At 71.3% G+C, this 23,123-nt stretch carries 23 protein-coding genes and 1 pseudogene; 14 read left to right on the forward strand and 10 right to left on the reverse strand.

The genetic code is table 11. From position 1 onward, the window contains the following. Window positions 1–408 precede the first annotated feature (408 nt). Window positions 409–705 carry a hypothetical protein gene (locus IEZ20_RS37845; protein WP_189307402.1) on the reverse strand — a complete coding sequence of 99 codons (297 nt, stop codon included), beginning with the start codon at window positions 703–705 and terminating at the stop codon, window positions 409–411. Window positions 706–817: 112 nt separating this feature from the next. Between IEZ20_RS37845 and IEZ20_RS37850 the strand changes: the two genes are divergently transcribed. Further along, a complete protein-coding gene (locus IEZ20_RS37850; RefSeq protein WP_189307404.1) occupies window positions 818–2,026 on the forward strand; it encodes a hypothetical protein in 1,209 nt (402 codons plus the stop codon). 1,076 nt (window positions 2,027–3,102) lie between these two features. On the opposite strand, the gene IEZ20_RS37855 is transcribed toward IEZ20_RS37850, so the two are convergent. Further along, a complete protein-coding gene (locus IEZ20_RS37855) occupies window positions 3,103–3,249 on the reverse strand; it encodes a hypothetical protein (protein ID WP_189307406.1) in 147 nt (48 codons plus the stop codon). 1,253 nt (window positions 3,250–4,502) lie between these two features. Here IEZ20_RS37855 and IEZ20_RS37860 point away from each other — a divergent pair. The 5 genes from IEZ20_RS37860 to IEZ20_RS37880 all read left to right on the forward strand — a co-directional run bounded on the left by IEZ20_RS37860 (window position 4,503) and on the right by IEZ20_RS37880 (window position 9,193). Continuing rightward, complete coding sequence (locus tag IEZ20_RS37860) at window positions 4,503–4,835, forward strand: hypothetical protein (protein WP_189307408.1); 333 nt, start codon at window positions 4,503–4,505, stop codon at window positions 4,833–4,835. 10 nt (window positions 4,836–4,845) lie between these two features. After that, window positions 4,846–5,796 carry a helix-turn-helix domain-containing protein gene (locus IEZ20_RS37865; RefSeq protein ID WP_189307409.1) on the forward strand — a complete coding sequence of 317 codons (951 nt, stop codon included), beginning with the start codon at window positions 4,846–4,848 and terminating at the stop codon, window positions 5,794–5,796. Window positions 5,797–6,045: 249 nt separating this feature from the next. Continuing rightward, the gene (locus IEZ20_RS37870) at window positions 6,046–6,321 is read left to right on the forward strand and encodes a hypothetical protein (protein WP_189307411.1); all 276 of its coding nucleotides are present in this window, start codon (window positions 6,046–6,048) and stop codon (window positions 6,319–6,321) included. Further along, complete coding sequence (locus tag IEZ20_RS37875) at window positions 6,321–6,719, forward strand: PIN domain-containing protein (RefSeq protein ID WP_189307414.1); 399 nt, start codon at window positions 6,321–6,323, stop codon at window positions 6,717–6,719. The genes IEZ20_RS37870 and IEZ20_RS37875 overlap by 1 nt, the downstream gene beginning before the upstream one ends. A gap of 191 nt (window positions 6,720–6,910) precedes the next feature. Then, entirely contained in the window at window positions 6,911–9,193 is a 2,283-nt protein-coding gene (locus IEZ20_RS37880) for an AbiJ-related protein (RefSeq protein WP_189307416.1), read from the forward strand. Here the strand turns inward: IEZ20_RS37880 and IEZ20_RS37885 are convergent. The 3 genes and pseudogenes from IEZ20_RS37885 to IEZ20_RS40855 all read right to left on the reverse strand — a co-directional run. After that, window positions 9,186–9,716, reverse strand: a complete 531-nt coding sequence (locus tag IEZ20_RS37885; protein ID WP_189307418.1) for a hypothetical protein — start codon at window positions 9,714–9,716, stop codon at window positions 9,186–9,188. The two genes, IEZ20_RS37880 and IEZ20_RS37885, sit on opposite strands and share 8 nt — an antisense overlap. Before the next feature lie 453 nt (window positions 9,717–10,169). After that, window positions 10,170–11,054 (reverse strand): hypothetical protein, encoded by an 885-nt coding sequence (locus tag IEZ20_RS40210; protein ID WP_229896469.1) that lies wholly within the window; start codon window positions 11,052–11,054, stop codon window positions 10,170–10,172. Between the two features lie 121 nt (window positions 11,055–11,175). Then, window positions 11,176–11,457: pseudogene (locus tag IEZ20_RS40855) on the reverse strand (AlbA family DNA-binding domain-containing protein); the annotation flags it as partial. A gap of 420 nt (window positions 11,458–11,877) precedes the next feature. On the opposite strand from IEZ20_RS40855, the gene IEZ20_RS37895 reads away from it, so the two are divergent. The 5 genes from IEZ20_RS37895 (at window position 11,878) to IEZ20_RS37915 (ending at window position 15,864) form a co-directional block, all read left to right on the forward strand. Further along, complete coding sequence (locus IEZ20_RS37895; RefSeq protein WP_189307422.1) at window positions 11,878–12,150, forward strand: hypothetical protein; 273 nt, start codon at window positions 11,878–11,880, stop codon at window positions 12,148–12,150. Between the two features lies 1 nt (window position 12,151). Continuing rightward, on the forward strand, window positions 12,152–13,054 hold the full coding sequence (locus IEZ20_RS37900; protein WP_189307424.1) for a helix-turn-helix domain-containing protein: 903 nt from the start codon (window positions 12,152–12,154) through the stop codon (window positions 13,052–13,054). A gap of 894 nt (window positions 13,055–13,948) precedes the next feature. Continuing rightward, complete coding sequence (locus IEZ20_RS37905) at window positions 13,949–14,218, forward strand: hypothetical protein (protein WP_189307426.1); 270 nt, start codon at window positions 13,949–13,951, stop codon at window positions 14,216–14,218. A 15-nt stretch (window positions 14,219–14,233) separates the two neighbouring features. Then, a complete protein-coding gene (locus IEZ20_RS37910) occupies window positions 14,234–15,241 on the forward strand; it encodes a helix-turn-helix domain-containing protein (RefSeq protein ID WP_189307428.1) in 1,008 nt (335 codons plus the stop codon). 356 nt (window positions 15,242–15,597) lie between these two features. After that, a complete protein-coding gene (locus IEZ20_RS37915) occupies window positions 15,598–15,864 on the forward strand; it encodes a hypothetical protein (protein ID WP_189307430.1) in 267 nt (88 codons plus the stop codon). A gap of 137 nt (window positions 15,865–16,001) precedes the next feature. Here the strand turns inward: IEZ20_RS37915 and IEZ20_RS37920 are convergent, their stop codons facing one another. After that, window positions 16,002–16,754, reverse strand: a complete 753-nt coding sequence (locus IEZ20_RS37920) for a hypothetical protein (protein ID WP_189307432.1) — start codon at window positions 16,752–16,754, stop codon at window positions 16,002–16,004. A gap of 409 nt (window positions 16,755–17,163) precedes the next feature. Between IEZ20_RS37920 and IEZ20_RS37925 the strand changes: the two genes are divergently transcribed. The 3 genes from IEZ20_RS37925 to IEZ20_RS40220 all read left to right on the forward strand — a co-directional run bounded on the left by IEZ20_RS37925 (window position 17,164) and on the right by IEZ20_RS40220 (window position 19,399). After that, entirely contained in the window at window positions 17,164–17,991 is an 828-nt protein-coding gene (locus tag IEZ20_RS37925; protein ID WP_189307434.1) for an SDR family oxidoreductase, read from the forward strand. Between the two features lie 874 nt (window positions 17,992–18,865). After that, a complete protein-coding gene (locus IEZ20_RS37930; RefSeq protein ID WP_189307519.1) occupies window positions 18,866–19,063 on the forward strand; it encodes a hypothetical protein in 198 nt (65 codons plus the stop codon). A 132-nt stretch (window positions 19,064–19,195) separates the two neighbouring features. After that, window positions 19,196–19,399 (forward strand): hypothetical protein, encoded by a 204-nt coding sequence (locus IEZ20_RS40220; RefSeq protein WP_229896471.1) that lies wholly within the window; start codon window positions 19,196–19,198, stop codon window positions 19,397–19,399. A 647-nt stretch (window positions 19,400–20,046) separates the two neighbouring features. Here IEZ20_RS40220 and IEZ20_RS37940 read toward each other — a convergent pair. The 4 genes from IEZ20_RS37940 to IEZ20_RS37955 form a co-directional block, all read right to left on the reverse strand. After that, a complete protein-coding gene (locus IEZ20_RS37940; RefSeq protein WP_189307436.1) occupies window positions 20,047–21,435 on the reverse strand; it encodes a hypothetical protein in 1,389 nt (462 codons plus the stop codon). 440 nt (window positions 21,436–21,875) lie between these two features. Then, window positions 21,876–22,253 carry a fic family toxin-antitoxin system, toxin component gene (locus IEZ20_RS37945; RefSeq protein WP_189307438.1) on the reverse strand — a complete coding sequence of 126 codons (378 nt, stop codon included), beginning with the start codon at window positions 22,251–22,253 and terminating at the stop codon, window positions 21,876–21,878. Further along, complete coding sequence (locus IEZ20_RS37950) at window positions 22,253–22,492, reverse strand: hypothetical protein (protein WP_189307440.1); 240 nt, start codon at window positions 22,490–22,492, stop codon at window positions 22,253–22,255. Before IEZ20_RS37950 ends, IEZ20_RS37945 begins: the two co-directional genes overlap by 1 nt. Before the next feature lie 209 nt (window positions 22,493–22,701). After that, window positions 22,702–23,058, reverse strand: a complete 357-nt coding sequence (locus IEZ20_RS37955) for a DUF6907 domain-containing protein (RefSeq protein WP_189307442.1) — start codon at window positions 23,056–23,058, stop codon at window positions 22,702–22,704. Between the last annotated feature and the right edge of the window lie 65 nt (window positions 23,059–23,123).

Here is a 23,123-nt window from a genome sequence, read left to right on the forward strand (position 1 = left end):
CCCGCGGAGCGGGTAAGAAGCTGCTGCGCAGCTTCCCAGCGAACCCCCGCGCGTTGCGCGGGGGTTGACGAAGTGTCACCCCTCGCGTTGCGAGGGGTGGGCTCTGCGCTGCGCTCCGAGCCGTGTTTCCTTCGGTGGGAACTTTCGGTGAATCCAGGATTGGGGCTGGTGTCTTCCGGCCCTGCGCTGCGCTTGAGCCGGTGGCCCCTTGCGCTGCGCTCCAGGGGCCTGAGCCTGCTGAAGCAGGCTCAGGCGGCCGCGGTTCCGCGGCCTTGGCGTCCGTCCGCTGCGCTCCCGGACTTGGCCCGCTTCGCGGGCGGCTGGCTACCAAGGGGGAGGTGGGGGTGTTTCCTTTGCTCAGAAGTTTCCGGGAATCCGGATCTGGGGGTAGTGCCTCCCGGGTGGAGATCAGGTTGGCGGTCGCTGGGGTCGCGTGGGGCAGCCTCGGGGTGTGTACCACGGCACTAGGCGCAGCAGGAGGTCGAGGGTGCGGGTGGCGGCTTGGCGGGTGGAGGTGTTGGGGGCGAAGACCGCGGTGAGGGCGAGGGTGACGGTGATCGCGCCAAGCACGGCGGTGAGGAAGGACAGGAGGCTCGTCAGGTGGCCGGCGTGGTGGAGGGCGAGGGTGATGAGGGTGGTGAGCAATCCGGTGGTGAGGGTGGTGGCGGTTCTGGTTCGGGTGTTGGTTCGGTGCTCTGGGGTCATGGTCGGGCTGGCTCCTTGGAGTTGGCGCGGGTACCGGGGTGGTGTCGAAGGCCAGTGAGCCAGATGCGGGATTCCGCAGAAAATGTCACTTCCCGGGGTTGTAATGGATGGCATGGCACGAGGAGCACCGAGCCCGGCTGACCAGCAGGTGATCCGTGAACTCGGCGGACGTGGAGTGGTGGTGACGGCCAGCCAGCTGGAGGGCTGGCGGCGGGCCGGGCTGCTGCCGCGGCACCGGCGCCGGGGGCTCGGACGGGGCCGGGGGTCGGTGGTGGACACCGTGGACCGGGTAGTGGTCGAGAGCGCGGCGGCGCTCGCGCGGCACCTTCGGCAAGGGCGGGATAGGCGGCTGGCCGTGCTGGAGTGGTTCGCCGAGGCCGGCCTACCGGTGCGCCCCGGAGCGGCCCCGGTGCCGGAGCCCCCGATCGGGGCCGTCCGGGATGCCCTTGTGTGGGTGCTGGAGAGGTCGGTGTCGCAGCGTCTGGTGGCGTTCGCGCGCAGCGTGGCCGGGGCCGGTGAGGAGGGGCAGGATGCGCTGTACGAGGTCGCCGGCCGGCTCATGAAGCCCTACCGTGGGGCGGCGAACCCGGCCCTGGTACGCGCCGCGCTCGAAGCCGGCGGTGACGTGCCCGTCGAGGCGGAGGGGCCGGACTCCAGGAGCATGGTCCACCTGGTCGCCGCGATCGGCTTCGGGGCGCAGGAGGTCGGGGCCGACGCGCTGGCTCAGGCCCTCGCCGCCTCCGGCATGTTCGACCTGACGGTCGAGGACTGGGCGCAGGCACTCGGCAAGGCGGAGCGCGGTGAAGGGCCGCCGGTGGACTGGGGGCTGCTCCAGCAGCACGCGGACACCGCGGGACCAGTGCGACGGGCCAGCGACGAGGGGCTGGTACGGGCGCGGGAGGTACTGGTCGGCCTGCGCGGGTTCTACGGGCTGTACATGCTGCACGGACTGCTCCTGCCGGACACCCCGGCACAGGCCGCACTGCGGCAGCGGATCGACGCCTGGGGCATGTTCGCGTTCTTGGACCACATGATCGCCATCAGCCCCTCCCCCGTGCAGTTCGCCGAGTCCCTGGCGATGTGCACGGAGCCGCTCCTGGACAGCCTGTACGAGACGCTGATGGAGCAGCTCGGCGAGGACCCGGGCATCTTCAGTCTCCCCGGCGACGACACCGGGCCCGTTGGGTTCGGCGAGACCTGGATGCGGACCGTACGCGAACTGTCGGCCTCAGGGGGAGCCATGAGCGGCGGCGAAGATGACGATCCTGGAGAACGGGCGTCGGGACAGCCGGATGACGTGGTGGCGCCGCAGCCTGGGTGACTGCTGCGCTTGTTGGCGGAACCGCAAGACCGGTGGGAGCGATCCGAGAGTGCGTCTTTCCGCCCGGGAGACTCCGCAACGCGGCGGCCGGCGGTCGGTGAGGGGACCGCGAGGGGCTGGCCGTGATCATCTGAGTGGCGCCTCGGGCTGTGCGGGGATCAGCGCCGTCGGCCTGCGGACTGTCGCCGAGTGATCGGACTCCGGCGGCGACACGGCCGCTCGGGCGCTCGGGCGCTGAGCCGGCGGGCTGACCGGGCTGGCTGCCTCCCCATCGCCGTCAGCGCGTCCGCTGTCACGGCGCCGGTGACGCGGGGGCGACTGGCGAACCGCTGCTCCACTCTATAGCACCAGTTGTCTCGTGTCTCCGCAGGTCAGAGGGGGTGCCGAGCATTTTGGGCAGCACAAAATTATGGGAACCAGTGGCCGTTGCTGCCTCAGAAAACGACTCGCTGAGCGTTTCCGGGTCCGTCGACACATGGTACCGACGGACCTGGCAGAGCATGCTTCACGCGACGACTCAAGCCTCACTGCCAGCCAGGCATGGGCAGTTGAGGCTCAGCTTGTGGAGGTCCTCGGCGTCCCTGCCGCAGCGTCCGACTGTGGCAGGGACGCCCGTGGCCTGCCGCATACATCCCGCAGACAACCTGCTTCTGAGCTGGCGATACGCGGGAGTCACTGCCTGTGGTGACGCGACCTGCGGCGCCCAGAAGGGATGCGGTTTGGCACCGGGACGGCAACCGCCGCAAAGTTGTCTGCCCTAATCGCAATCGCTCAGCCTCAATTAGCGGCGGCAGGCGCGCAGCAATCGCCGGGCGACGTCAAAGCCAGCCGCCGGGTCAATCGTGCGACCGGATCAATTTGCAATCACCGGGCAAATCAAACACCCCAGCCCAAAAGTCGGGGAGCAAATGTTGGTCACCAATTAGATTTGGGAACGTGCTAGCCTAGCGGTTAGCAGTCCACACATGGGTGTGGGCCTCGCACCCTGGAAAACGTGCACGAGGCCCACACGGCACGACGTGGACTGAGGGCCCGTCCCGTTGCACCGGGGCGGGTCCTCCCCGCTTTTCCGCAGCTCAGTCCGTCAGTTCGTCCAGCACGCGCAGCGCGTAGTAGACAAACCGCAGGACAGTGGCCACGAGCCGCAGGCGGGCGATGGCCCGCAGGATGCGGCGAAGCAGCTTGGTCCTCGCCGGCCTGCCGTCGGGAGCAGGCTCGGACATGCGTCATACCTCCCTTCTGGTATCCAGACCGCCAATCGGCGATGATCCGTCAGGGAAGGATCACATTACCGCAAGCCCACGGCCGGGTTGTTCGCTCGGCGACCTCTCGGGTGACCTCTCTCCAACAATCCTTAGCGATTTTCCAGGGTTCCCGGGTCGCGGAGCGCCTATTCGAGGTCCTCATTTTCTGTAGGGTTCTCTATAGACTTGCTGGTCAGCGACTCGGGCCAATCGACGGTCCCCGGGCGACCCGACACCCTCTCTCGACGAGGGGTGACGTGGGTCACATTCTCTCGACGGAGCTGCGAAGCCACCCGTTCCGGCCGCGGTCGCGGCGCACCAGCACCCCGGGCAGCGGTAGCTGCGGCCCGGTGCAACGAGGAGCACCGAGTCGGATCTGCACCGGCACAGCCACGCGGCGGAGCGTGGAGGGCCGGCCGGCCGGGGCGCAGAGATGAACGGCTCCTCGGCGGCGGGGATCAAGTCGTTGAACTAGCGGCCTGTTCGGTCTGCCCCGCGGTAGGTGTGAGGGCACTACGCGCGGCAGGAGATCGAGGGAGGCGGACTGCGGTGCGGGCGGCGTCGGATAGAGCGGGTGCTCGCCCCCGTGCAACCGACGGGCGAGCCCTGCCGCGGAGCGCCAACAGGTGGGCGGCGCGCGATGAGCAGCACAGGCCGTTCCCCGCGCCGGTCTCCGGCGAGTGCCCGGCGCCGGCCTCCCGGCGAGTGCCTGTGAACGGGTGTGGACGGCATGCGCGTCGGTCCGGCACCCGAGTGGGATGCCGGACCAACGTGTCGGCAGACGCGGGTCCAACGCGCCTGCCAGGGTGCCGAGACGGGTTCGGGCTTGCGACCAGGAACCGTCAGGAGGACACCGCCGAACTCGCCGCCGGTGTCGTGCTGTCCACCACCATCTTGGTGAAGGGACTTAGATGACAACTCTGCCGGAACGAACGGTGGGCCGCGCCCACGACGGGGTGCCGGCAGGTCGCCGGTGGGATGCCGGTGCTGACGCCTCGGCCGGGCTGCGGATTGGATTGCGGAGTGGGGAACACCCGTGGGGCCAGAATTGCCCATAACGGCCAAAAGGGACCCAGGGTGCGGCGGGGCGACGGCCGTGCGTGGAAGGCTTGTGCCGCGCAGCCCGATGACCGGCAGGGTCCAACTGCCCGCGGGCCAAGCAGTGTTGCGACCAGTACCCCGGGCCCTGGCGTTCTGCCGGCGGCCCCCGTCAGGACGGAGTCCTGCGCACCATGAGCGACACCTTTGCCGCCCTCCCGGCCCACCCAGCCGCGCCTGCGGTCGGCCCGGCTGCACCCTGCTCGTGCCTCCACCCTGCCGCGGCGGACGGCGCGGAACCGGCCCGGCCCGCGGGGCGGTTCGGCCCCACGCATGCGCTGATCCTGCTGCTGTCCGTCCTGGTGTTGGGCAACGGCCTGTTCCTCGCCGGGGCCCCGCTGGAGACCATCTTCACGCTGCTGGGCGGCCTGGGCGCGATCGGCGCGGCCACCCTGGCCGCGGCTGGCAGCGGCCGCCGTCTGCTCACTGTCCTCGCCGAGGCCGCCGTACGCGGCGCGGGCAAGTAGGAGGCCCGGCATGACCCGTGTCCCCGCCGACACCCCTGAGCGTCCCTTCGCCCGCCTCGCCGACCATCTGACCGCCCTGCGGCGCGCCGCGCGGCTGCCCCAGCGCGCCCTGGCCCAGGCCGCCAGCATCTCCCGCGGCGCCGTCCAGCGCGCGGAGTCCGGCACCGCCGCCCCCACCCCGGCCGTCCTCGACGCCTACGTCCGGGCCTGTCGAGGCGGTCCCGACGACTTCGCCAGGGCTCGCCTCCTGCGCACCCGCGGCCGCACCGCCCAGCGCGACCGGATGCGCCACCTCAACGCCCCCCACCCAGCCCTCATCCGCACCGCCGACGACCTCGGCGCCGCTCTCGCCGCCGCCTACGAAAACGCCGGCGCCCCGCCCCTGCGAAACCTCGCACGGGTGCCGCTCGCCACGGCCTCGCGGATCGTCAACCGCAAATCCCTGCCCGCTTCCGTGTGGCAGATGCAGGCGTTCCTGACCGCCTGCAGGGTCCGCCGCCCTGCGCAGCAGCGTCCCTACATCGACGCCTACCTCCGCATTACCGACAGCCTTGGGGCACGCCCCACACCCCCGCGCTCCCTGCGCACGCCCCTCGGCATCCATCCGGACCCCTGGGCCCGCGACGACACCACCGCACTCACCTCGGGGCTCAGGGCCATCGCCATCGGTCTCGACCTCATGAAAGTCCGCCGCGAGAAGTTGACCCCCGGCATCGAGGTAGCCCTCAACATGCTGGCGCGATCACTCGGCCGGGAAGCGCACCGCAACGGAAGATCTCTACCCGCATACCTCGCCGCCGGCCTGGAAGACGTCGCCGCCGTGCTCCCCGAACTACTCCCGTTCCACGACCGCCACCGCATTCAGGTCCGCCACCTCAGACACGGACAGGATCACGCCGAACAGCCATCCACCCTGCCGCCGACCACCGCCCCGCCGACCACCGCCCCGCCCTCCATCTGACCTCCGTCGCCTGCGGACAAGGCGAGGGACGCGCAGCAGCCCGCGGCCCGGTCCGGGCGGCCACGCGGCGGGAGTTCCCCGGCGCACTGTTCTAGGCGGCGCATGTGGGGGCTACGGTGCCGCCTCAGCAGCACCGTAGGACCTCCAGCGGACATCTCGCGTACCAATCGCGGCCGAAGGCCGTGCCCGCGCCGGGCGTATGGCACGTTTCCTCTACCCACAGTAGAGGCACGCGGTAGAGTGAGGAACATGGCAGCAGACGAGACGAGCATCAAGGTGAGCACGGCCGCGCGGGACCGGCTCGCCCAGCTGGCCGCCGAGCACGGCACCACCATCCGCAGCCTGGTCGAGGACCTCGCGCAGAGCACGCCCACGCAGGCCGAATACGCCGAGCGGGCTGAGCTGGCCCGCGCCGAGCTCGCCTCCGCTCTCGGCAGCGCGCCGAGCCCCGAGGCCGAGGCGAAGGCCCGGACACTGCTGGAGCGCCTGGGCGGCGCCGCGCACGGTCCGCGGGCAGCCGCGTAGTGGCGGGCATCGCGGTCGTCCTGGACCACACGACCGCAGGCGCGTTGTACGACCCGAAGGACCCGTTCAACGAGGCGGTCGCCGCGTTCTACGTCCAGGCCTCCGGCGGCCTCGGTGATCTATATGCGCCGGTGCTCTCCCTGACGGCCGGCGACACCGAGCGGCCCGGCCTGCTCGGCTACATCAAGGGGCTGCGGTTCATCCGGATCGAGGCCTTCGATACCGACGCTGCGGTCACCGCTACCGAACTCCTGCGCTTCGGGCACTCCTGGGCCGCCGTCCACGCCATCCACGCCGCCCGCCCCTCCGCCGCCCACCCCGCGGGCCGGTACCTGCTCACCCTGACCCCCAAGGCGTACGCGGGCACCGGCATCCAAGCCGTCCACCCCGACCAGTAACCGTCCGCCGCCCCGGCGGCAGAAGGCGGTGCCCGCGCCGGCCCTGCCGTCGCGACCGGCGCACCGCCCCGGGCCTGGGCCGCCGCCTGACCTTGCGAAGAGCCCGACTGCTTCGCCGGGAACGCACCGCTCGTCCAAGGGCGGCTTTCTGATACGCCCGGCCGCAGGCCGAGGCGCCTTCCGGAGGAACCGTGCAGTTCGCTGTCCTACCCGTCCGCGGGCGGCCCGTCTCTCCCCTGCCGGGGCAGGCCTTCCTGGTTCGGGACAACTGGGACGACTACAGCTTTAAGACGACTTTCCAGCTGCTCTGTGTCGGTTCAGGCGGTGAGGTCAGGGAGATCGGCGCCGTCAAGATCGGCCAATTCGGCATGGTGGCGCCGGCCAGGACGCCGCTGCCGGACGGTTTCGAGACCCTGGACGGAGACTTCTTCTCGCTCGGGCTGAGGGACACGTACTACGAGCGGCTGCGTGAGCTGGGTTCCGATCTGCAGCACACCGTCCTGCGGGCCCTCAATGACGTCTCCTTCGATCTGGACCTCTTCTCCCGCGCCCGCGCCGAGAGCGTGACGGGCACGTCCTTGCTCCGCACCGTTTCCGTCGACACCGTCGTCGGCCGGTTCCGGGGCAGCGACCTATCCGCAGGACCGTCGGCGGCCATCACCGACGTCACCCGGCGGCACCTGTTCGATGCGCTGCGCGGAGCCGGTGTGAGCTGGTCGGGGAGCCTGGACGAGGTCACCTTCCTGCGCAGGCTGTACGACCTGGACCGCCTGAAGAGCCATGACCTGCGGTTCACCACAGCCGAGGGCGACATCCTCCAGCACCGCTACAACAACCCCGAGGACTGGGACGACGACTGGGTCTTCGATGACGAGCGCTTCGGGCTCGCCGACGGCGCCGACGAGGTCCTGCTCCGTTTCCTGGCGGAAATGATCCACCCCGCGGTGCGGACGGACCCCGGTGAGGTCCAGCAGCTGCTGACACTGGTCAACGGCCATCTGGCCCCCGACGGCTACGAGCTCGCCGAGAAGCGCACCGTCAGCGGCTACCCGGTATACGCGGCCCGCCGGATACCGGCGCACCCCGGCACCCCCCACCCTGCTCCCCCAGCCGCCCCGCCGTTTGCACCCTCCGGCCAGGACGCCTACGCCGCGGTCCGCCATGCCGCTCGTGGCGTGCGCAAGGACTACGACTGCCCGCGCACACCGGTCCCGGACGGGGGCCAGGCCAACGTGTTCAAAGCGACCCACAAGACCCTCGGCACCACCGTCGCGCTGAAGAAGCTGCACAACAAGCACCCGGCCGAGCGCCAAGTGGCCCGTATGCGGCGGGAGATCGAGATCGGCCAGCTGCTGGACGGTCATCCCCACGCCATGCCGATTCTCGACTTCGGCGCCGAACACACCTGGTTCGTGATGCCCTGGGCGGACGCGACCGCCGCAGAACGCCAAGAGCTGCTGCGGGAACCAGTCGAGCTGCGCGCCCTGGTCGACGCCCTGGCCTCGGTACTCGCCACCGCGCACGAGCACGGCTGGCTGCATCGCGACATCAAACCGTCGAACATCCTCTACTTCAACGACCGCTGGACCCTCGCCGACTGGGGCATCGGCCGCCGGCCGCGAGGCCAGACCACCAAGGTGGGCCGCACCGGCCACTTCATCGGCACCGAGGGATTCGCCGCCCCGGAACTGTTCAAGGCACCCCACGACGCCACGGCGTCCAGCGACATCTACAGCATCGGCAGAGTCATCGCCTGGGCCCTCACCGGCAAGCTGCCGGAGACCAACCTGCCACTGCTGCCCCCTCCCGGGCCGTGGCGCAGCATCGTGCGCGCCGCCACCCACCAGGATCCTCAACGCCGCCCCCAGACCGTCAGCGACCTGCTCGCCATGATCGACCGCGAGCACGCGGTCATCGCCGAAGACCCCCTCCCTACGGCCGAGACACTGCTCGAAGCCGCCGGCACCGGCGACTCGGCCGCCGTCGACACTCTGCTGACCCTGATCGGCAGCCACCCAGAGGACTACGAACTTCACATCGGCGTGCTCGCCCGCCTCGACACCCGGCAGGCGGGACCGGCCCTGGCACGAGACCCCGCCCAGGCTCACAGCCTCCTGCACGCCCTGGCAGAGCACGTGCACGGAGACGACACCCACACCGTGCAGTTCGGCGACGCCGCAGCGGTCGTGATCTGGCTGCACGGCATCTGCTCCTACGCCGCCGACCACCGTGACTGGGACCTGCTGGAGGAGGCCGCCCACGCCATGTGCACCTGGGACGGCGCCTGGGACCAGTGGAGCGCCCAGGACAAAATCGGCCCCTGGCTGCGGGCTCTGACGAGTGAGGCCGCATCCGTCATCGCCGACGTCCTGCGCGACCACCCGGAATCCGCACAGCACTTCAGCCATATAGCCGACGACCGCACCGCCGACACCCGCATACGCCGGGCACTACGCCCCGGTACGGCTAACTGAAGCGGCCGTCGCGGGCGATCTGCCGGCCGACGGCCGTCCAGACCGGCTCGGCCGCTTCCTCGGGAACGGCCCCGGTCAGGCCGTCGAGGTGCTCGACGGCCTCAACGGTGATGTAGCGGTCGGGGTCAGGGGACTGCAGGTAGCGGCGCAGCAGGTCGGGGTCGAGGTGCTGGCGCTGGAGGTGGGCGGCGAGGGTGCCGACGAGGAGGTGGTTGTGGGCGAGGGCGTCGGTCAGGGCGTACAGGACCAGGCGCTGCCACTGCCTCACGCTGTCGCCGTGCAGGGTCTGCAGGTGCTGGGCGCGGGCGAGGTAGGCGTTGATGCGGCGGCAGTGGTGGGACACCAGCGCCAGCAGCTCCGGTGGCACCCCGTCGCCCACCGGGCGCGGAGCGGGCTCGACCGTGCAGGGGGCGGGCGCGGGCGGCAGGGCGTCGCGGATCTGCTGCAGGCCCGTGTCCTGCTGCGGGCCGTGAGGGATCTCACTGCGCCGCTGCGGCCGCTTGCGCGGGTGGGTGGAGGTCATGGCCGTGCCGTCCCTTACGGCCGGTCCCACGATCCCGGGCCTACTGTGTGGCGTGGCCACTACGGGCGGGGCGCTGTGAGTGACGCGGCGCGTCTAGGGCCTACCCGTCCGCGTCAGTCGTGGGCTGACGCGGCACTCGGCCGGGCACCGTCACAGCGCGGGCAAGGGGCGGCACCAGCCAGAACAACGACGGCCGTCGGGCCGGGGTCACGGCGCGGCGGCCAGCCTGCCGGGACCTGGTCGCGAAGCGGCGTGCAACGGGCCCGGGGTGGGTGCAGCGTGCGGTGCGGGCAGGTGCATCGTCTGTGCCAGGTGGCGGTGTATGCGATCGGCTTCACCACGTACCTGGGCGGGGACGTCGCCGTGTTCGGCGATGAGACGGCTGTAGATAGGGGTGTGCTGGAACACGGGGGTCTGCTCATTCTCGTCTGGGTGGGGCGAGCTTCTGGGTGCTCAGAGCTGCGGGTCGAGGCCGAACTGGTTCATCACGTCGGTGAACAGGTCCTGTGCGGTCTCCTTAAGGGCTTCGGCCTCGTCGAGCGGGGTCAGTGTGGCGGTGACGGGCTGGATCCGGCGGGGGTGGCGGGCGTGGGCGGGAACGTCGGTGAAGCCGCCGAAAGCGGTGATGACCGGGACCAGGGCGGGCGGCGGTGTCGTCGGAGAGGAAGGGACGGCGGTGAGGGTTGCGGTCAGTTGCAGCGCGCTGTCCACCCGCAGCCGGCGGGCCAGTTCCCAGGCGGTGGTGGTCAGGTCGCGGCAGCAGGCGCCGATGAAGTCCTGGGAAACCGCGACGCCCGCGTCGGGCAGGTCACCGGCGACCAGGTGGCGTGCGGCGTTCCAAGAGACGTTGGCGGCCAGCAGCACGGTCCCGTCATGGTGGAGTTCGGCGTGGACTTCGCGGGCGCCCGGCAGGAGGAGCGTGCTGAGGACCCAGCGGCGCAGGCCGGGCCGCGGGTTGCCGGTGACGACCTCCAGGCTGGTCAGGGGGCCGGGTCTCATCGGATCACCGCCCTGGCGGCGGGCGGCCTGGACCACCGCGGTGGTCTCTTCGCGGGTCAGGCGGGGAGCGCTGCGCGGCAGCGGGCGCTCGGGGCGGGCCAGGGCGAAGACGTAGGCGGCCGGCTCGATGTACTGGGCGGACACGGTGTCCGCAGCGTGGGCGAGCAGGTGGTGCGCTTCGTCCTCGGCGCGCTGAGCGCGGGTGAAACGGTCGCGGTAGGCGCGTTCGAGTTGGTGCTCGGCCATCCAGGCGGTGTGGTCGCGGTCGCGGTAGGGGGCGACGGCGGCCTGCTGGTCCTTGTCGCGGGCGGCGGTGCCGTAGACGAGGTGGGGGGCCATGGGGCTGGCCGGGACGTCGGCGACGAGCACGCTGGTGGCGCCGTCGGCGGACCCACTGGGCGTACTGCTCGACGTTCACCTCGTCCGCGTCGATGCCGACCAGCTCGCACGTGGCATCCCGCACGCCGAAGATGATCAGGCCGCCGCGGGTGTTGGCCATCGCGGCGACGTCCTTGGCCAATTCGTTCCAGCGGCCCTCCCGCGGGGGCTGGGGAAGCTGTTCCTTCCAGTCCAGGTCGTCTGACTCCGCCAGCCGGTCGGCAGCCGCCTTGGCGACCATGTCGAAGTCCACGGGGCCGGGCGCAGCCCCGAGATGCTCATGCAGTCGTGTCCAGGAACGGGCCATGCCCGGCACCCTACGGCGCGGCACTGACAACGCCGGCCGGTCGAGGGGAAGGTGCATCCTCTCTCTGGCGCGCCGCCGATGGTGGGTTGCTGCGGGACGGCGGCCCGGGCGAACGTGGTGCGTCGTCCGCTTCTCGTACTGCGGTGATCGGCAGGGACGTGGTGTGGTGTACGGGCCGGCGGTCCGCGCTTCTCAAGGAGCGTGGCGGAGAGCGCTACCGCTTCGGGGTTCGCCACATTGGACAAGATGACGGAATGCCATGCCCTCACCTAGCTGACCTGCGGTGATGGGAGGTGGAGGCCTCGCGTGACGACGGCACGTCCGTGTGGACAGGGGTGCCGGAATGCGGGTGATCGGCCTGGCACGCCGGGGCGGTCGGGTGCCACGATCGAGGCCTCGCCAGGGCCCTCGGGGCGCCTCGCCCCCAACGGCCCTGCCGCGAGCCACATCTGTTGCGTCATCAGTTCGAGGAGCACCATGTTCGTCTTCTCCGCCCACCGGGCCACGGCCGGTGCGGTCGTCGCGGTGGCCGCCGAGTGCGGCATCCCATACCCGCTCGCCGACCGCCTCCCGGCCGGCGACGCCGTCGTCATCGTCATCGTCGTCCTGGCCGTCACCGCGGTGGCCGTGACCGGCCACGAGGTGCCCGCCGTGCTGGGGGCGCTGGCAGCCGCGGCCGCCGGCCGGCTCGCGCGGGCCCGGCCGGGGTCCCGCCTGGACGTGCGGCGCCCGATCGTCGGGGCGCTCTGAGATGGCCGGCCGTCCGCTCAGCCCCATCCCGGCCAGCACGCCCCCCAAGCTGCGGGCTCTCGTCCAGCGTCTGCGCGACGCCAAGGAGGTCTCGGGCAAGACCTTCGCGGCGCTCGCCAAAGACAGCGGGGTCTCGGAGCGCGCCGTAGGCCGCTACCTGGGCGGAGAGGAGGTGCCCCGGCTGGAGACCGTGAAGGCCATCACCCGCGCCTGTGGCCGCAAGGAGGACGACCTGGTGCGGGCCTGGTACGCCGCGAAGGCGGAGGAGGTCCTGCCGCCGAGCGCGCGGAATGTCGGCCCGGAGAGGGTCACTTCGCGCGCCCAGTTCGTCGAGTCGATGATCTTCATGCGGATCGAGGGCGGGTATCCGCCGCTGCACCAGCTGGAGAAGAACGCGGGCCGCGACGAGAACGGCGAGACGCGGTTGCCCCACTCGACCCTCCACCAGGTCCTGCACGGACAGATACCTCCCACCGAGACGCTGCTCACCGCCTTCATAGACGCCCTCTCCATGCCCGCCGCCCGCAGGAGACACTGGCTGGACGTCCACCGCAGTCTCTTCGCCGACGCCCCCGCACGGCGCCCCTGGGGACAACCGCCCCCCGTCGTGCGCGACGAGCCGCCTGCCCTCACCTCGTGCGAGGCGGCCGACCGCGCACTCCTGCGCTTGGAGCAGAGCGAGGACATCAAGCGGAAGACCGGCCAGCTGAAGGAGCCGGACGACTACGAAGTCCTCGGCCTGGGCTACCTCAACTCCCCCGCGCCGGACTTCCTGTGGCCGGAGTACGACGATGAGGAGATCGCCGCCCGGGAGGCCGAGGCAGCAGCTCGGCTTTCCGTCCAGGAGCGTGTCGACCTGCGCGAGAAGCTGCGCGCCATGATCGACCGCAGCGAGCCGGGCTGACTCGCAGGGTCGGCCAGCCACCCCTCGTACCAGGCGGCCTCAACACAGCGGCTCCCAGCAGCGTGCCAGCGCTGCATGGCTCGGTGGAAGTGCGGAGACAACACGTCGAGGGTGTACCGAGGTGGTTCCAGTAGCCCCCGGCCGCTGGTGCGGAAGATCGTCGCCCACCTTGGCATCCGTGGTTGCCGGCCGCCGGGCACACGGTGCGGGACCGGGACGGCGGATCCCTGCCCCGCACCGTGAGATTCGCGGCCGGCCCAGCCCGGCCGGCGTTGTGAGCAGGAAGGAACAGGCATCACCACGCCGGGGGCACTCTGCGGGCGTGCGAGTTGCCCGTCGAGGAAGTGTGACGGGGCCGGCCCGCTGTCGGGCCGGTCCCGCCGGTGCAGGCCCGGCGTCAACCGGTCTGCGGTGTCCCTGGGTTGCTTCGGTTTGCGGCCAGTAGCGTGTCAGGGAGGCCCGAGGTCGGGATGGTGTGGGGGCGGCCCCAGCAGGCCTGCTGGGGCCGCCCCCACACCATCCCGACGCTCGAACGTGGTTAGTAACCAGGTTCCCGTCACAGCCCGGCCGCGGCAAGGCAACGTGGAACGCCGGTGAGCCCACGAACAAGGTGGCCTGCCCGTCGAACTCGACAGAAGGCACTGGTCGGCGAGGCGTGGGTTGGGCGGACGCTCTCGTTCCGGCCGTTGAGCAATTGATAAGGCGCCTAGAACGTACGTGAGCCGAGGAACCACGCGGGTGTGACGGGGCGTGGCATCCTGCACTGCACCGGGGCACGGCAGCGTCAACTGCCTCAGGGGCACCGGTTTTTGCGGCCAGTAGCACATCGCCCGTGCGGGTCGTCGGCATCGAAGTCGTCGGCGGCCCGCCCGTCTGTCAGGAAGGCAGTCCAGCATGTCCACCACCCTCAAGGGCACCCCCACGCCCGACCGCGGCCGCGGCCGCCCGTCCCGGGCGCCGGTCACCGCCGCGCAGGCCTTCGGCATCAGCGTCTTCCCCCTCCTCGGCGCACCTCTGGCCGCCACCGGCATGCCGGTGCGTGACGTGCTCATCCTCCTCGCCGGGTGCGGGGCGATCGGCGCCGCCGTCTACGCCGTCGGCGGGGGCGGCCGTCTGCTGCTGCAGGCCCTCGCGGCCGCGCTGAACGCCGCCGCCCGCCGGTAGAGGGGGGCGAAGAGCATGCGTGCGGTGCGAACCGCCCCCGCCGGCTCGCCCGGTGCCGCTCTGGGCTCGATGCTGGAGAACCTGCGGCAGCGGGCCCAGCTCACCTTCGCCGAACTCGCCGAACGCACCGTCGCGCTCGGCGATCCGGCCCTGGCCGTCTCGGCCGCCACCCTCAAGCGCGCGGCCGGCGGTCACGCCCTGCCGAAGGAAACCACCGTCGTGGCGTATGTGCGCGGCTGCGAGGCCACCCCGCAGCAGGAGCACAAGGCGCTTCAGCTGTGGAGACGGGCCCGGGCCAAGGACCGCGGCATCCTGCGCCAGCTCCACGCTCCCGGGGTCGACAACATCCGCACCCGCCAGGACTTCACCGCCGCACTCGCGGCCGTCTACGAGAGCGCCGGGGCGCCACCGCTGCGCACCGTTCAACAGCGGGCCGGCACGGTCCCGCAGCCGAGTGGGATCCCCAGCGAGCGTGAGGTGTTCCTACTTCCCCTCGGGACCCTCTACCGGATCGTCCACCGGAAGGTCAAGCTCCCCGCCTGGAACCACTGCGAGGCCTTCCTGCGGGGCTGCGGTGTCACCGGCCAGCGCACGCTCGCCCAGTGGCAGAAGGCGTGGCGTCGGGCCTCCACGGGTCCCGTCACGGCGCCTCACGACGCGCAGCAGCCTGTGCGGACAAGGGAGCAGCTCCGCCGTGTCCTTGAGGCGAACCCCGGGGGTGGCTCCGCCCTTGACCGTAAGACGCACCACACCTTGATGTTGCCTGTGCGCGGTTCCCAGCCGGACACCGCCTTCGCCAATCTCTACCGGGAGCTGATGGGTCCCGCGCGGCGCAACGGCCTCGCGTCCGACACCGGGGCCGACGCCATCCTCGTATCCAGCGACGGCTACGTACGGCTCGTGGAGATCAAGTCCACCACACGGCCGTCCGGGGCGGACGGGCGCGGGAAACGGCCTCAGGGAAGGACGGTGTGGCTGGAACCGCGCAGGGCCCACCGGCCTGGTGGGAGCCAAGGGGCGTGACGCAGGTTCGGTCACCGTCCGGGGGCAGCTGTGCGGCTGGAGTGTCGGGGCGGCTGCGCCGTGCTGCAGGCGGGGCGGTGCCTACACCAGGACGGCGGGGACGGCGTCCTCGGTCGTCCAGTCCCCCTCGAACAGGGCGGCAGCACGGGCCGCGCGAGGTAGCCGTTTTTGATGCCCCGGGCCGGGGTGCGGGTGACGCGCGGGCCTGGCAAGTTCCAGCCGTCCTCGTCCTTGGTGCGGAAGGCGCGCTTTCTGGCCAGTACTCGCAGGTAGCGGTACGGGAGACCGGCGGGTGGGGGCATGATCGCGTTGTGTTAGGCGACGACATGCCCGCTTGCGTGCGGTGGGAGATCCTGATGCACGAACGGTTCAGCGGCGTGTGGATTTGCAAGGACTTCGGTCGGGCGACCACCGGCGCGGACCCCGCCGAGCTGGGCCGGACTGTCCTGGCCGCCTACCTGGCCGGCCGGGACAGCCGGGGCGAAACGTTCCGCGTCGTCGTCCGCACCGACCACGGCTGCGACGTCGTCATCACTGCCGACCAACTCACCGCTCCTGTCTGGGAAGCGGACCCGATCATCTGCCAGGCGCTGCCCGCCTACCTCCGCAGCGCTCTCGCCTGACGTCGGGCTCTCGACGACCGAATCGGCAGCCCTGCCCTCCCGCAGAGGCCGGCTCACCCTGACGAGCTCGCCGGGTTGGGTGACTGGCGAGGCGGTCGTCCTGCTGGACTTGTCCGTTCGGCCGCCCCACCGCCCCGTCACCGCTGGGGGATCTCACCGTCCATGAAGTCCCGCAGGTGGTCTTGGCAGTTTGGGCGCCCCTCCAGCGGAGACAGTCCGGCGGCCTCGCCCGCGTGCCACATCACCTCGACCATGATCCCTGCCGCTTCGTACCACTCCTCGTCCCCGTTGAACGGGACGGCGGCCGCGCGGGCCATCGCGCGGGCGGCTTTCCTGGCGGCCACGGCGGTCGGTGTGCCGGGGCCGGTGAGGCCGGCGGCGGTGTCGTACGTGAAGGGGGACCGTCCCTTGGAGCGGATGACGTCCGAGCACCACGTCGGGTCATCGGCGAAGACGTCGAGGGCGGCGCGGGCAAGCGTTCGGCCGTCGGGCAGCGTCCCGGCCTTCGACAGGGCGAGGAAGGCCGCGTGGTACACCTCGGCGTCGGAGTCGTATGAGAGCCTGTCGAACCCGGCCCGCTTCAGGGCCGCGTCAGCGGCGTCTGAGCACGCGTTATACGTCCGCTGGACCCGCTTGTTGTCGGTGTAGTAGAAGAGCCGCTCAATCTCCCCTCCCGCAGAGAGCCACGTGCTCGCCTCTGTGGTCACGGCATCGACGGCCAGGAGGTGGTCGGCGGCCTCGATCAGGCCCGTCGCCCGCAGTTCGCGGGCAAGTCGGGCCCAGCTGCCCTCGGAGGGCTCGAACATCTTGAGGCATCGGGTGTACGGCAGGCCGGTCACAGCCTGGATCTGGCGGGCAAGCTGAGCGGCGCGGGTCTGCTTCTTCGGCATCGTCGTCTCGGATTCCGGCGGACCTTGCCCACGCCGTGCCCGCCCCGGTTGCTCGATGCGCTTGATGATCTACGGGGACGCGGGCCTTGTGAGACCTTCACCCGGGATCGCCTGCTGCGTGGGAGCCGACGGCGGGGGGCTGTACGCGCCTAGCCGTTCGGCAGCATAGCGCGTCGCTCCTGCGGGACAAACCCGACCCTGACCAGCCGTGGTCGGGGCCATGGTCGGGTTCCACCACGCCGCGAAATCCGGGTTATCCACAGGCCGGAGCGTGATCGGTCGTTTCTTCGTACGCTGCTGTCCGAGTCGATCAAGTGGAACCAGTACGGTGCCGCTGCCCGAGCACCGCCGCGAGCTGGCTGTGGCGCCGTTGTCCGGTACCGGCCGGGACGGTCTACCGTGTCGTGTCATGACGGTCTTGGTCATCGGCGGCAGTGGCTTCCTGGGCACGGCGTTGATCCGGCAGGCGGCAGCGGCCGGGCACGCAACGGCCGCGACCTACGCGACCAGGCCCGGCACCACTTCCCACGCCGCGTGGTACCCACTTGACCTGCGGGACCCCGGACGCGTGGACGCCGTCATGGCCGAAGTCGGCGCGGACATTGTCGTCAACGCCTCCAGCGGCAAAACCGACTGGGCGGTGACGGCTCAGGGGCCCATCCTGCTGGCGATGGCGGCGGCGAAGCAGGGAAGCCGCCTGGTCCACGTGTCCAGCGACGCGGTGTTCTCCGGCGCCCGAGTCCACTACGACGAGTCGTGCCTCCCTGACCCCGTCACCCCGTACGGAGCGGCGAAGGCGGCAGCAGAGACCGGGATCCTCCTCGCGCATCCGCAGGCCGTCGTCGCCCGCACGTCGCTGATCATCGGCGACGGGGATTCCATGCATGAGCGCGTTGTGCAGGAACTGGCCACCGGTACCCGCGACGGTGTCCTGTTCACCGACGACATCCGCTGCCCGGTGCACGTCGCCGACCTGGCCGCCGCCCTCCTGGAACTGGCGTGTGGCGACGCGGCCGACGTCCACCATCTCGCAGGGCCCGACGCTGTGAGCCGTCACGAGCTCGGCATCCTCATCGCCAGGCGTGACGGCCTGGACGCCTCCCGGCTGCCCACGGGCCTGCGGGCCCACAGCACGCTTCCCGGTGCCCTCGACGTACGCCTCGACAGCCGGGCCACCCAGCGGAAACTACGCACCACACTGCGCGGAGCCCACCAGTTCTGCACCACACCAGCATGACCGCCCAGGCCGACACCGCGCTGCGGGCTCCGGCCAGGCCGCAGATGGAGGTGGGCGGGCAAGCTGGACGCGCGGACAAGGTGACCCCCGGCCGGAGGCAAGGGCGCCAGGCGACCCCCGCCGGAGCTGGTGAGCCAGGTGTCGGCCGCGGTGGCCCGCGCGCGCGTTTCACGACGCCGGTTCCGGGCGAAGCCAGCCGCGCACCGAGAGCCACGCGGGCGGGAACCGGGAGCGGTCCGCTCCCTCGATCCGGCAGCTGGAGGTCGGTCTCCAGGTCGTCGCCGAGGCCCTGGGCTGGAACATCCACTACTGAGCGGGATGCGGGGCTGGCACCGGTGGTCCATCGCGGCCGAGGGGTGAGGCTTGGTCCTCGCCCCGCCTTCCAGCGCGACAAGCCCCTCCGAGCGCTCGAGGCGCCACAGGTCGGCCCCGGCGCTCTCCCGCTGCTCCGGCCGGGCCGCAGCGGGCAGCGCGCGTCGCGGTGCGGCTGCGGGGATCACTTCCACGGCCGTGCCGCGTCCGCGCGCCGCTGAGGCCCGCTGCCACTCCACGTTGTCGGCGAGCGGCCGAGGCCGGGCCATCGCGGCGCCGGTCACCAGGCGGAGAGACCCGGCGGGCGCAGGCGGGGCCGTCGCCCGGGAGCGAGCAGGCACTGCCGGGCGGGCCCCGCGGACGCTGCTGTCCCGGCTCGGGGGTTACACGGAACGGGAGCCCTCCGTCCATCTTCCTCGCCGCACGCCCGGACACACAGCCAGTGCCCGGGTCCGGCAGCTGCAGCGCCCTGGCGTGCAGCACGGCACGGGCTTGATGTGGCTCTCGTGCATGGGCCCCGTCCCCGGCGCCGGGCATCAGGTCGCTCAGTGCCCTCTCGGGTATGGGACGTGCGCGGGTCGCGGGACTACCGGCCGCTCGGGACCGGCTGGCCCAGCTGGTGGCCGAGCGGGCCGAGCTGGCGCGCGCCGAGCTCGCCTCCGCTCTCGGCAGCGCGCCGAGCCCGGAGGCCGAGGCGAAGGCCCGGGCGCTGCTGGAGCGCCTGGGTGCCTCCTCGCACGGTCCGCGGGCGGCCGCGTAGTGGCGGGGATCGCGGTCGATCCTGGACCACACGACCGCGGGGGCGCTGTACGACCCGAAGGATCCGTGCAACGAGGCGGTCGCGGCGTTCTACCTGCAGGCCTCCGGCGGACTCGGGGACCTGTACGCGCCGGTGCTGTCGCTGACGGCCGGCGACGCCGAGCGGCCCGAGCTGCTCGGCTACATCAAGGGGTTGCGGTTCATCCGGATCGAACCCTTCGACACCGACGCCGCAGTCACCGCCACCGAGCTGCTGCGGTTCGGGCGCTCATTCGCCGCCGTCCACGCCGCCCGGCCCTCCGCCGCCACCCCAGCGGCCGGTTCCTGCTCACCCTGACACCGAAGGCGTACGCGGGCACCGGCGTCCAGGCCGTCCGCCCCGACCAGTAAGCGGCGGCTGCCGTCCGTCGCGTTGGCCCAGGTCTGGCGAGCCACGGCCTGACAGCCGAGAAGGGCCCGGCGCTGCTTCGCCGGGAGCAGCGACGCTCGCACGAGGGCGGTTGCGTTCTCTGTTTCTGACGCGCCCGGCCGCAGGCCGAGGTGTCTTCCGGAGGAACCGTGCAGTTCCCTGTCCTGCCCATCCGTGGGCGGCCTGTCTCCCCCGCGCCGAGGCAGGCCTTCCTGGTTCGGGACGACTGGGATGACTACAGCTTCAAGACGACTTTCCAGCTGCTCTGTGTCGATCCGCGCGGCGAGGTCAGGGAGCTCGGCGGGTAAAGATCGGCCGGTTCGGCATGACCGCGCCGGCCGCCAGTGAGGCCGCATCTGTCATCGCCGCCGTCCTGCGCGACCACCCCGAATCCGCCCAGCACTTCAGCCACATCGCCGGCAACCGCACCGCCGCCCCCCGCATACGCCAGGCACTCCACACCAGCCCTGCTAGCAGCTGAAGCGGTCGACGCTTCGCGGAGACGTGGAACCCCAGCCCGCGGGTCCTGACGAACGGCCAGCAGACCCTGGGCGGTCACGTTCAGCGGTCTTCGTTCAGCGGTCTTCGGCTCTTTTGGCGGAGGGGGGAAGCGCCAGGTCCAGCAGGGCATCGACGGTCTCGCCGTCCAACTCGCTGTCGAGGTGGAGGGACCGTCGCAGGAGGTCACCGACGTCCCTGGGCTCCAACCCGAGGCGCACGCGGGCGAGCAGGCAGATCTCGCCGAAGAGTACCGGCGTCCCGCCCGGCTCCCGCAGGATGTACCAGTCAAGGAGCTTGACGACGTCCCTCCTGATGTCCCCGAGGGAGACACCGGCCCTATTCTTCTTCCCGGCCCGCTCGACGTCTTCGGCGAGGCCTCCGACAACCGCCTCGACCAGCGTGGTGCGCAGGGCCGCGACAGGGATGAAGCCGTTGGTGTCATCGCTGAGGGCGACCGCGGGCCACCAGGCGAGCTGCGCAGCGGACTCCTCAGGTGTCGTCTTGCCTCGCTTGAAACCGCTCTTTCGCTGGGGGCTGTCCGGGTCCTTGAGGACGTCGCTGATGATCTTCGTCAGGCGGTTGTGGTCGGCGACAAGGCCGCGGGGCTGCTGGGTACCGAATGCCGTCGTCGCGGACAGGAGCGTCTGCGGTCCGTGAACCCTGCGGTGCTGCTCGGCCCAGTCGCGGGCCACGGGTTCGGACCAGCGCGGGCCCTCGGCGGTTTCGGTCTGGGGAACAGGCAGTTTGCTGCGCCCGTACTTCGGGTCGGGCAGGTCGTCAGGTGCCAGTCCCGCGATCTGCGCCAGGCCCGTTCGGTCGACGAGGCGAGCCGGTTGGAGTTCCGGGGCCCGCAGGTCGATGACGCATCGGTCGAGCGGCAGGGCGCCGGGCCGGCGGGACGCGGCCCACAGGGCGAGATGATCGCGCCAGTGGGGCAGTGGTTCATCCAAAGCGGTGAAGTCCGCGATCTTCATGATCCGGGCGTTGCCCGGTTCTCCCGGGTGGGTCAGGAGGTCTGCGGCCGTGACGGTGACGGCGTCCTCCACCGGGCGGGCGTCGTAGTTTTCGTAGGCGCGGTCGACGACCTGACCCGGCCGGTGCCATGCGGTTCCGTCCCACCAGTAGCCGCCGTGCCGGTAGAGGAACCCGTTGCGCCCGTACGTCCAGTCGTGGTGCAGGTCACTCATGTCCTGGTCGCGGATCAGCAAGACGGTGCGGCCGTACGTGGGGTGCTGGTGGACAGCCCACGCGTAGGCGCGGTTCTTCGTTTCGGTCGTGAAGGCCACCCATCCCCCGTCGGGTAAGGGATCCGTGCGCCCCCACAGCCCTTCGCCCTGGTTGCGGCCGGTCCGCTCGATCGCGTCGGGGTTGTCCAAGGGCAGCCGCTCGTCGTTGATGAACGGCAGTCCCGGAACCGGGTGATCGCTACGCAGTCCATTGGCGACCGGCTGAATCCAACTCATAGTGCCCCCTCCGATGCGGCATCCCCAGCGTCCCGGACACCTGAACCCGGACACGCTCCCCCCATCCCTGCGACACGGCGGACACCGCCAAACGCGAATAGCTGGACCGGCTGTCACCGCGCATGAGGGTACGGGGCCCACCCGCGCGCCTGATCGACGGAGCCGCGCCTCGGTGGCTTCCCAAGCGGGCGGCCCTGTGAACGCCCGGCCGCGCGACGCGAAGGCCCCACAGCTACCAAGCCGCCGGTCAGTCGGCCCGGGTGACGGCTGGCCGTCCGGTGCAGCCCCGACCTGGTCGAATGCACACCGTTCAACACTGCTTGGAGGCAACCGGCTGACGGCACCGCCACCGGGTCCCGTCAGGCAAAGGCCTGTCACCGCTCTGCCCGAGCGGCCTGCTCCCGCGGCCTGGCCCTGGGAAGCGGTGGCAGGCTTTGGCCTCAGGTGGTGGTGGGCCAGGTCCGCAGCAGAGCGGCGATCTTCCCCGCGGTGCAGGCGGGGTCAAGGAGCAGGTCCTTCAGAGCGATGGCGTCCTCACGGCCAGGCTTGACCGAAATGCCGGCGGCTTCGAGATACATGACGCCGGACGCGGCGGCGACGGCCATGTTGGAGCGCTCCAGCCAGCGGCACCGGCCCAGTGTGTGCACCAGGGCGGCGGCTTTGGCGTAGGGGCCGCCGTAGACGGGCTGCTCGAAAATCTCGGCCCGGTGGCGGGCGACCGCCGAGACGGGAACGCCGTAGTCGTCGGGGGCCGGGTCGTCCGCGCCGGCGGCCTCGGCGACTTGCAGGATCCAGGGAACGTCGATGTGCAGGTCCATCAGGCCGCGTGTGCTCCCCGGGGTGTCTGCTGGGCTTGTTCGGCCTCGTCGAAGACGGCCTGGTGTTCGGCCAGGAAGCGTGCGGCCGCGTCCACCGCTCGGGCGCGCAGGCCGCTGGCATCGTCCTGTACCAGCCGGGCGAGGTAGTCCCCGATGCTCAGTCCCAGGTCGGCGGCGCGCTTCTTCGCGAGTTCGGCAACGTCCTCATCCACGCGCGCGCCCAGTTGTGTCTTCGCCATACCGCTATGGTAACAGCTGTTACCGGAATGGAGGGGCCGTCGCCGGAACGCCGGCCCCCGTCCAGTGCCCGTCGAAGAGGGCGGGGCGACCCCAGCCCGGCGCTTGAGGGACCCCCGGTCTTGGCCGCCGCCGACCCGGGTGGTCACGACCGGCCAGGAGGGGGCCGCGGGCGGGCGCGGCCGGACCGGCGACGCCGCGGAGGCCGGCCTCACCCGGGAAGATGCCCCATCCATGTCTCCAGAGTTGCTGCCATCGCCCGCAGCTCGTGAATGAGTCCCGCGACGTCGTCCCGGCTGGACAGCCGACCGTCCTCGCCGGTCACCTCGACCTCGATATGAGGCGGCTGCGGTGCGCCGTTGGGAGATCCGCCGGATGTCAGGGTCAGCATGAACTCCAGCCAGCCCGCCCGGCCATGCCGGGGAACGGCAAGGCCCGGCCCCATCACCATGTGCACAACGCCCTCGAGAAACGCGACACCTGTGTCTGCTTGGTGCTTCCAGTCGCACCAAGCAGGGCACGTGAAGGGCGGAAGGGCCGGTTGCGCAGTGGCAGTGTCCACGATCATGCATCCCGCCTGTTGCGCCGCTGACCGCGCCGGGAGGCACGCCGGACGCTGCGGCGTGAGCGACG

Origin of the sequence: Streptomyces cinerochromogenes, from assembly GCF_014648635.1 — a bacterium.
Lineage (GTDB): Bacteria > Actinomycetota > Actinomycetes > Streptomycetales > Streptomycetaceae > Streptomyces > Streptomyces cinerochromogenes.

Bases quoted from the DNA above. Each gene is read 5' to 3' on its own strand.
- IEZ20_RS37845 (WP_189307402.1), bottom strand. From the start codon at position 705: ATGACCCCAGAGCACCGAACCAACACCCGAACCAGAACCGCCACCACC.
- IEZ20_RS37850 (WP_189307404.1), top strand. From the start codon at position 818: ATGGCACGAGGAGCACCGAGCCCGGCTGACCAGCAGGTGATCCGTGAA.
- IEZ20_RS37855 (WP_189307406.1), bottom strand. From the start codon at position 3,249: ATGTCCGAGCCTGCTCCCGACGGCAGGCCGGCGAGGACCAAGCTGCTT.
- IEZ20_RS37860 (WP_189307408.1), top strand. From the start codon at position 4,503: ATGAGCGACACCTTTGCCGCCCTCCCGGCCCACCCAGCCGCGCCTGCG.
- IEZ20_RS37865 (WP_189307409.1), top strand. From the start codon at position 4,846: ATGACCCGTGTCCCCGCCGACACCCCTGAGCGTCCCTTCGCCCGCCTC.
- IEZ20_RS37870 (WP_189307411.1), top strand. From the start codon at position 6,046: ATGGCAGCAGACGAGACGAGCATCAAGGTGAGCACGGCCGCGCGGGAC.
- IEZ20_RS37885 (WP_189307418.1), bottom strand. From the start codon at position 9,716: ATGACCTCCACCCACCCGCGCAAGCGGCCGCAGCGGCGCAGTGAGATC.
- IEZ20_RS40210 (WP_229896469.1), bottom strand. From the start codon at position 11,054: ATGGCCCCCCACCTCGTCTACGGCACCGCCGCCCGCGACAAGGACCAG.
- IEZ20_RS37895 (WP_189307422.1), top strand. From the start codon at position 11,878: ATGTTCGTCTTCTCCGCCCACCGGGCCACGGCCGGTGCGGTCGTCGCG.
- IEZ20_RS37900 (WP_189307424.1), top strand. From the start codon at position 12,152: ATGGCCGGCCGTCCGCTCAGCCCCATCCCGGCCAGCACGCCCCCCAAG.
- IEZ20_RS37905 (WP_189307426.1), top strand. From the start codon at position 13,949: ATGTCCACCACCCTCAAGGGCACCCCCACGCCCGACCGCGGCCGCGGC.
- IEZ20_RS37910 (WP_189307428.1), top strand. From the start codon at position 14,234: ATGCGTGCGGTGCGAACCGCCCCCGCCGGCTCGCCCGGTGCCGCTCTG.
- IEZ20_RS37915 (WP_189307430.1), top strand. From the start codon at position 15,598: ATGCACGAACGGTTCAGCGGCGTGTGGATTTGCAAGGACTTCGGTCGG.
- IEZ20_RS37920 (WP_189307432.1), bottom strand. From the start codon at position 16,754: ATGCCGAAGAAGCAGACCCGCGCCGCTCAGCTTGCCCGCCAGATCCAG.
- IEZ20_RS37925 (WP_189307434.1), top strand. From the start codon at position 17,164: ATGACGGTCTTGGTCATCGGCGGCAGTGGCTTCCTGGGCACGGCGTTG.
- IEZ20_RS37930 (WP_189307519.1), top strand. From the start codon at position 18,866: ATGGGACGTGCGCGGGTCGCGGGACTACCGGCCGCTCGGGACCGGCTG.
- IEZ20_RS37940 (WP_189307436.1), bottom strand. From the start codon at position 21,435: ATGAGTTGGATTCAGCCGGTCGCCAATGGACTGCGTAGCGATCACCCG.
- IEZ20_RS37945 (WP_189307438.1), bottom strand. From the start codon at position 22,253: ATGGACCTGCACATCGACGTTCCCTGGATCCTGCAAGTCGCCGAGGCC.
- IEZ20_RS37950 (WP_189307440.1), bottom strand. From the start codon at position 22,492: ATGGCGAAGACACAACTGGGCGCGCGCGTGGATGAGGACGTTGCCGAA.
- IEZ20_RS37955 (WP_189307442.1), bottom strand. From the start codon at position 23,058: ATGATCGTGGACACTGCCACTGCGCAACCGGCCCTTCCGCCCTTCACG.